Genomic DNA, 6,717 nt, shown 5'->3' with positions numbered 1-6,717 from the left:
CGTTCGAATACCGTCCGCTGCTGCACCGGCGCAGCAGCGGACGGTATTCGAACGTCTGCAGCATCCGTCCGCGGCCGCAGGCGGCGCCGAGGTGTCAGGCGATCCCGGGGCGGGCCGGTGCGGATCACCCCGGCCGACCGCGGAAGCCGAAGACGGCCGGCGCGGAGGGCAGGGCCCGACGCAGATGCCACCCGAGTTGTCGTGCGGCGGCGCGTAGTACAGGTAGTACCTCGCCCTCGCTCCGCTGACCTTGTCGTAAACCCCCCGTATGCAGGGGAAGATGAATGCGTTGGTGGGGTTGTGCGCCGGTACACGCGGAAAAACGATCGCGTCGCGTATGTAGCGGTAGGTCGACATCCCGGCGGGTCCGGCCGCACGGGCGGTCCCCGCCGTCAGGAGCGTACTTCCGGCCCCCGTTGACAACACGGCGCGCCGACAGCCACCCCACACAGCACGGTGCGCCGGCTCACTCCCGCCCCACTGCCTTGCAACGGCCTTCTCACGCTCTCTCTTTCTGATCGCCCGAGCGGGTATCCGCCACAGCGGATCCGAGCTTCCTCGTGAGCCGCCGCACGCGGTGACCCAGTGCACTGGGTCCGCCAACCTCACTACGTCTGTCTCCGAGCTTCGACTCGACGGCATTTCGGTTTGGCGCCAAGTCGGTCGGTCGGCGCCGCGAGCGGCGGTCGAGTTCCCGGCGGGCCCAGGCCGAACGCCGCGCGAGCAACGCGGCCCACCGCGTTCGCACATCGCGACCGTCCGGTTGCTGAGACATCGCCAGGTGCCTGTCCCTGCGTGCTGCTCAGGTCACCAGCGAAGCCACCACGGAAGCGGTACCCGCCACCAACGGCCCATCGACCGAGGCACGTCTCATCCGGGCCTGATGGATCAACAGCACCTGGGCTACGGTTCGGTCTTGTGAACGACCCCTCGGGAGCTCCCTCTCCGGTCAGCCCGCCGATCCGGACCGAACGCGCTATCCGGCGGGGTCCTCCGGGTGAGGGCCGGTGGCGTACGGATTCGGTTCGCCGTCCGCGAGGACGCCGACGAAGGGGTCGCCCTCTCCCGCGAAGGTGTACGCGCCGCCCTTGATCCGGGAGATCAGGCCGCGGGTCCACGCCGCTTCGCTGTCGGACGAGTGCAGCCACATGTGCATGATCTCGCCGATGTGGCCGAGCTGTCCGGGGCCCTGCTCCGGCGTGTAGTACTCGGTGACCGAGGCCCGCCACCGCTCGAGCCCCTTGATCCGCTCCTCCAGGAGGGCGACGGCCTCGTCCCGCGGAAGGTCCACGATGAAGCCGATGCCGGCGGACAGGACGTCCATCTTCTGGTCGTAGGACGTCAGGGCCTGGCGGAGGAGGGCGAGGTACTCTTCGGTGCCGCGGGCGGTGATCTCGTACTCGACGCGGGGCGGGCCGCCGGCAGTGCTGGCGGCGAGCTCGTGGGCGACGAGCAGGCCGTCCTTGGCCATCTGCTTCAAGGCGTGGTAGATCGAGCCGGGCTTGGCGTTGGACCATTCGTGGGCGCCCCAGAACTCCAGGTCGTTGCGCACCTGGTACCCGTGCGCCCGTCCGTGCTGGCGGACCGCGCCGAGGACGAGCAGTCGGATCGCTGACATGGGCGTCTCCTTTCGGACCGGCACTGACCAGTGTAGCGGCTCACCAAGTTTGACTAGTGAGGGTGGCGCTGCCCCTCTCCTGCCGGTAATCAAATTTGACCAATCGACCCGGAGGGTCTACCTTCATCTTCAGTAGTCAAACTTGACCACCTTGATCGGAGGGTGTGTTGCCCCCATACGATGCGGCGATCGTCGTCGAGGAACTGCGCAAGAGGTACGGGGACAAGCGGGCCCTCGACGGCCTCGATCTCACCGTCCAGGCCGGGACCGTCCAGGGGATTCTCGGACCGAACGGCGCCGGCAAGACCACGGCCGTGCGGATCATGTCCACCCTGCTGCGCCCCGACGGGGGCCGCGTCGAGGTGGCGGGATGCGACGTGCGTACCAGGGCGGACGAGGTACGCTCGCGGATCGGGCTGCTCGGCCAGCACGCCGCCGTCGACGAAGAGCTCAGCGGGCGCCAGAACCTCGAGATGTTCGGACGGCTCCACCGCCTGGGCGCACGCCGTGCAGGCGCCCGGGCCGACGAGCTCCTCGACCGGTTCGCGCTGGCGGACACCGGCAGCAAGGCCGTCCGGCAGTACAGCGGCGGCATGCGACGGCGACTCGACCTCGCGGCCTCCCTGATCGCCCGGCCGCAGGTGCTCTTCCTGGACGAGCCCACGACCGGGCTCGACCCCCGCGGCCGTGCGGAGGTGTGGAACGCCGTGCGCTCCCTGGTGGACGCCGGTACCACCGTCCTGCTCACCACGCAGTACCTGGAGGAGGCCGACCAGCTCGCCGACCGGATCGCGGTGATCGACCACGGCAGGGTGATCGCCCAGGGCACGGTCGACGAGCTGAAGTCCGCGACCGGCGGCGACCGGATCGACGTGGTCCTGCACGACGCCGAGCAACTGGGCCACGCCGCCGCACTCATGCCCGGCGAGCCGGTGGTGGACGAGGACCGGAGGCTGGTCAGCGCCTCGGTCACCGACCGGATGGCCGCGCTGACCGAGACCGTCCGGGCACTGGAGGCCGCCGGGATCGAGGCACAGGACATCGCCGTACGCCGCCCCACGCTCGACGAGGTGTTCCTCCACCTCACCAAGGAGGACACCGCATGACCGCAGCACTCGGCGTGAGTACGGCGCGGCGGCCAGGGCGTGCCCTGTCCTGGGCCGCCGCCGATTCCTGGACCATGACCAGGCGCGAGCTGGCCCACTGGGCACGCCGGCCCGGACAGGTCGTGGTGGGGCTGGTCTTCCCCGTGATGATGCTGCTGATGTTCGGGTACCTGATCGGCGGCGGACGTGGGATCGACGGTGACTTCACCGCCTACCTGGTACCCGGCATGCTCACCATGACCATGGCCTTCGGCCTCGAGGCGACGATGACGGCGGTCACCCAGGACCTCGGCAAGGGGGTCGTCGACCGGTTCCGCTCCATGCCCATGTACTCCGGCGCGGTCCTCGTCGGCCGCAGCGTCGCCGACATGCTCCAGTCCGTGGTCGGCCTCGCCGTGCTGATCGCGGTCGGCTACGCCCTGGGCTGGCGCTGGCACAACGGTGCCGCCGCCTTCCTTGAAGCGGTCGCGTTGCTGTTGCTGCTGCGCTTCGCGATGCTGTGGGCCGGCATCCACCTGGCGCTGGTCGTCGGCAAACCGGAGATGGTGCAGGCGGTGCAGATCCTCGTCTGGCCCATCACCTTCCTCTCCAACGCCATCGCCGCCCCTCAGTCGATGCCCTCCTGGCTGGGCTTCGTGGTCGAGTGGAACCCGATGTCGGCGACCGCCACGGCGGTGCGCGGCCTGCTCGGCAACCCAGGGGGAGGCGGTGACTCCTGGGCCGCCGCCCACGCCGAACTCCTCGCCCTCGCCTGGCCCGCCGTGCTGGTCGCGGTGTTCTTCCCCCTGGCCGTCGCACGCTTCCGTAACTTGGGCCGGTAGCAGCCGCGACCGGCCTGCGCTCCTGCTCCCGGTTCGATCCGCCCCACGACTCCTGACCCGCACCACCCCGACGCGAACGAGGAATCACCTTGCCGCTGCCCCAGCACCCTTCCGCCGACGCCGACGCTTCCTCCCAGACTCCCCTGCCCACCCTCGCCGCGCAGGGGGAGCGGCTGATCGAACTCGGTGTCCACGACATCGCCGGGCTGTCCGCCGCCGAGGTGCGCGCCTTCGTCGAGCGCGCCGGTGACCGGGACGATGTACTACTCGCCGTGCACCCCGACCGGGCCCCCGCATCGGCCCTCGCGCCGCTGATCCAGCGGGAGGGCAAGTCCGGATTCGTCGTCGTCGACATGGCGGACGTCGACGAGTTCACCCCGCAGGGGATCGACCTGCCCGCAGACCCGCTGTACCTCCTCGCCCGTCCCGAGCGCGGCGACCACATGGCCAACTGGAGCCCGCAGGAGGCGCTTCCCGCCCTGGTCCAGGACGGCCGCAGCCCGCTCATCCTCACCGAGGGCATCCACTGGATCCTCCAGCAGCCCGCCGCACTCGAGCGCAACCACTGCTTCATGACCATCGCCTCACGCCTGCGCAAGCCGAACGGCACCTTCGACGCCCGCACCCCCGCCATCTGGATCAGCAACGGCACCGGCCGCGACGGTCGGGAGAGGCGCAACGCGCCCAAGGTCGGCTGGTGCTGGTGGAACAACCGCCACACCTGGCTCAGCTTCGCCTCCACCACGCAGCGCATGCCGTAGCCCGCGGACACACCCGCGACACGCCCTCCCTGTGCGCACATGCGCCGGGAGGGCCGGAATCGCCGGCTCACACGAACAAACGCCGGCTCACCAGAAACAAAGCGGTGTTGCGACGCGGCAGGCGCGAGGTGGGAGCGCTAGCGTGCGCCCGTCCGCCCCCGAACCTCTGGAGCGGCCGCCATGGAGTACACCGTCTCGATCGAGATCGCCCTGCCGCAGGAGAGGGTGGTGCAACTCCTCGCCGACCCGGCGCAGATGCCGAAGTGGCTGCGGGGTCTGGTGCTGCACGAGCCCCTGGAAGGGGTGCACGGGCAGGTCGGTACCAGATCGCGGGTCGTGATGCAGACGGGGCGGCAGAAGATGGAGGCCACCGAGACCATCACGCGCCGCGAACCGGCGGACCTGCGCGAAATCCCGAGGGGGAGCGTCGTCCACTTCGACCGCGAGATCGTCGGCGCGGGCATGTGGAGCGCCGTGCGCGACCGGCTGACCGAAGCCGGTCCGGAGACGACGCTCTGGGTGAGCGAGAGCGAGTACCGGTTCGACAGCGTGCTGATGCGGCTGCTGGGGCGCCTGATGCCTGGGGCCTTCCGCAAGCAGTCCCTGCAGCACATGCAGGACTTCAAGGCGTTCGCCGAGCTGGGAAGGGACGTCCGCGAAGCGAAGGACTGACCCTTTCGCGGAAGGCGGGCGCCGGCAACGGGCCGCTGACGACCGCCGGAACGAACGCCGTCTTCGCATCCCCCCCACGGCCACTCACATGGCCGGTTCCTCCCTTCCGGTGAGCGCGGCGAGGGCCGTGAGCAGCGCAAGTGGTGCGGCCGCGGCCCACGTCTGTGGGGAGCAGGAGTGCGGGTAGGGGACCGGGGTCGGGCGGGTCCCTGTCGTGTCCGGCCATCACCTCCGGCAGCCGCCAGCCGTGCGCCGCCGCGGCTTCCACCAGCCCGCGGGCCGCCGCACGGGTCTCCTCGGCCAGGCCGCACCGGGCGAGCCCGAAGGCGATCACCGCGTCGTCGTGCGGCCAGATCGACCCACGGTGACAGGAGAGCGGGTGGTACGGCGTCTGATCGGCCGCGAGTGTCCGGATGCCCCAGCCGGAGAAGAAGTCCGGTTTCAGCAGCCTGCGTCCGACTGCCACCGCCAGGTCCGCATCAATGATTCGCGACCACAGAAGATGCCCGGCGTTGGAGGCGAGTGCGTCGACCTGCCGGCCGGAGCCGTCGAGAGCCAGGGCCGGGAACTCCGCCTCCGGCATCCAGAAGTCACGGTGGAAGCATGCCCGCAGGTCGGCCGCGGCCGCCTCGAGGCGCTCGGCGCAAAGTGCGTCGGACCAGCTGTCGCGGGCCAGCAGCCGCGCCGTGCGGACCAGTGCGTCGTACGCGTACCCCTTTGCCTCCGCGACGGCGATCGGGCCCTTCGCCGGTGTGCCGTCGCGGTGACAGACGGCACCGACCGAGTCCTTCCAGTTCGGGTTGTCCAGGCCCCCCGCCTCCTCGTCGGAGGAGTGGACGAGCCAGCCCCGCTCGGTGAGGCCGCCGTCCCGGAACATCCACTCGACCGCGGCACGCGCCTGGGGCTCCAGGCGGCGGGCGAGGCCGTCGTCCGCGACCTGCTCCGTACAGGCGTGCAGCAGGCAGAGGAACAGCGGAGTGGAGTCGACGGCGCCGTAGTACCTGCCGTACGGCACCTGCCCGAAATGGACGAGCTCCCCGTGGCGGATCTCATGGACGATGCGGCCGGGCTCCTCCAGACGTCCCGCGTGGTACACCGTGCCCTGCACGGAGGCGAGAGCGGTGAGTGTCGCGGCGGCCAGTTCCGGACGGAAAGGGAAAGGCGAAGAACGACGTGAACAGCGAGTCGCGGCCGTAGAGCGCAAAGAACCACGGAATGTCCGCCGCCGGCACCCGCACCGGCTCACTGCCGGCGAGGGGGAAGGTGAGCCGCAGATCGGCGAGGTCCGCGAGGCCCTGCTCGCAGGCTTCGGCGAGCCCGGACCAGTCGGTCAGTTCCTGCGGGCGGGGAGACCTGCCCGTGAGCGCCGACCGGTCGGCGGCGAGCAGGTCGGACACGTCGCGGGGGGGGAGCGCAGTGCCCGGCGGACGGCGTCCGCGCCGGAGGGAAGGGCGCATGCCTGAAGGGTGATCTCCGTGGCTCGTCGGTCCACAGGTGCGTCGTCGGCACGAGTGGTGGCGGAGGGCTTCTGTGCAACAGGATGGCCAGGGCCTCCTCCACGCGGCCAAGGTCGACGAGGTAGCCGGCGCGGTCATGGCTGTTCCTGCGGTCGTGCTGCTGGAGGACGGTGACGGCTTCCTCGGTGCGCCCGGCACCGGCGAGGAGGTGTGCAATGTGCTCCGCCGCGTATCACGTGGTGCCTTCGGGGTGGGCGCGGGCCCGTTCAACCGCCTCGTCGA

5 protein-coding genes and 1 pseudogene are annotated in these 6,717 nt (G+C 70.5%); 4 read left to right on the top strand and 2 right to left on the bottom strand.

The annotated features are described in order from the left end of the window. Positions 1-976 precede the first annotated feature (976 nt). Entirely contained in the window at positions 977-1,618 is a 642-nt protein-coding gene (locus tag ACOV8S_RS32005; RefSeq protein WP_448322040.1) for a PadR family transcriptional regulator, read from the bottom strand. A gap of 167 nt (positions 1,619-1,785) precedes the next feature. On the opposite strand from ACOV8S_RS32005, the gene ACOV8S_RS32000 reads away from it, so the two are divergent. From ACOV8S_RS32000 to ACOV8S_RS31985, 4 genes are all read left to right on the top strand, one after another. Further along, on the top strand, positions 1,786-2,724 hold the full coding sequence (locus ACOV8S_RS32000; protein ID WP_448322038.1) for an ATP-binding cassette domain-containing protein: 939 nt from the start codon (positions 1,786-1,788) through the stop codon (positions 2,722-2,724). Next, positions 2,721-3,545 (top strand): ABC transporter permease, encoded by an 825-nt coding sequence (locus ACOV8S_RS31995; protein ID WP_448322036.1) that lies wholly within the window; start codon positions 2,721-2,723, stop codon positions 3,543-3,545. Before ACOV8S_RS32000 ends, ACOV8S_RS31995 begins: the two co-directional genes overlap by 4 nt. Positions 3,546-3,640: 95 nt before the next feature. Continuing rightward, positions 3,641-4,306 (top strand): DUF5701 family protein, encoded by a 666-nt coding sequence (locus ACOV8S_RS31990; RefSeq protein WP_448322042.1) that lies wholly within the window; start codon positions 3,641-3,643, stop codon positions 4,304-4,306. A gap of 180 nt (positions 4,307-4,486) precedes the next feature. Beyond that, on the top strand, positions 4,487-4,978 hold the full coding sequence (locus ACOV8S_RS31985) for an SRPBCC family protein (RefSeq protein WP_448322034.1): 492 nt from the start codon (positions 4,487-4,489) through the stop codon (positions 4,976-4,978). A gap of 84 nt (positions 4,979-5,062) precedes the next feature. On the opposite strand, the pseudogene ACOV8S_RS31980 reads toward ACOV8S_RS31985, so the two are convergent. Then, positions 5,063-6,294, bottom strand: a pseudogene (locus tag ACOV8S_RS31980) (amylo-alpha-1,6-glucosidase); the annotation flags it as partial. Positions 6,295-6,717: the final 423 nt, after the last annotated feature.

The sequence above is a fragment of the Streptomyces sp. CO7 genome (genome assembly GCF_053474865.1).
This window is presented reverse-complemented; position numbering and strand designations above follow the sequence as displayed.

Coding starts and splice junctions, on each gene's coding strand:
- ACOV8S_RS32005 (WP_448322040.1), bottom strand. CDS start 1,618: ATGTCAGCGATCCGACTGCTCGTCCTCGGCGCGGTCCGCCAGCACGGA.
- ACOV8S_RS31995 (WP_448322036.1), top strand. CDS start 2,721: ATGACCGCAGCACTCGGCGTGAGTACGGCGCGGCGGCCAGGGCGTGCC.
- ACOV8S_RS31985 (WP_448322034.1), top strand. CDS start 4,487: ATGGAGTACACCGTCTCGATCGAGATCGCCCTGCCGCAGGAGAGGGTG.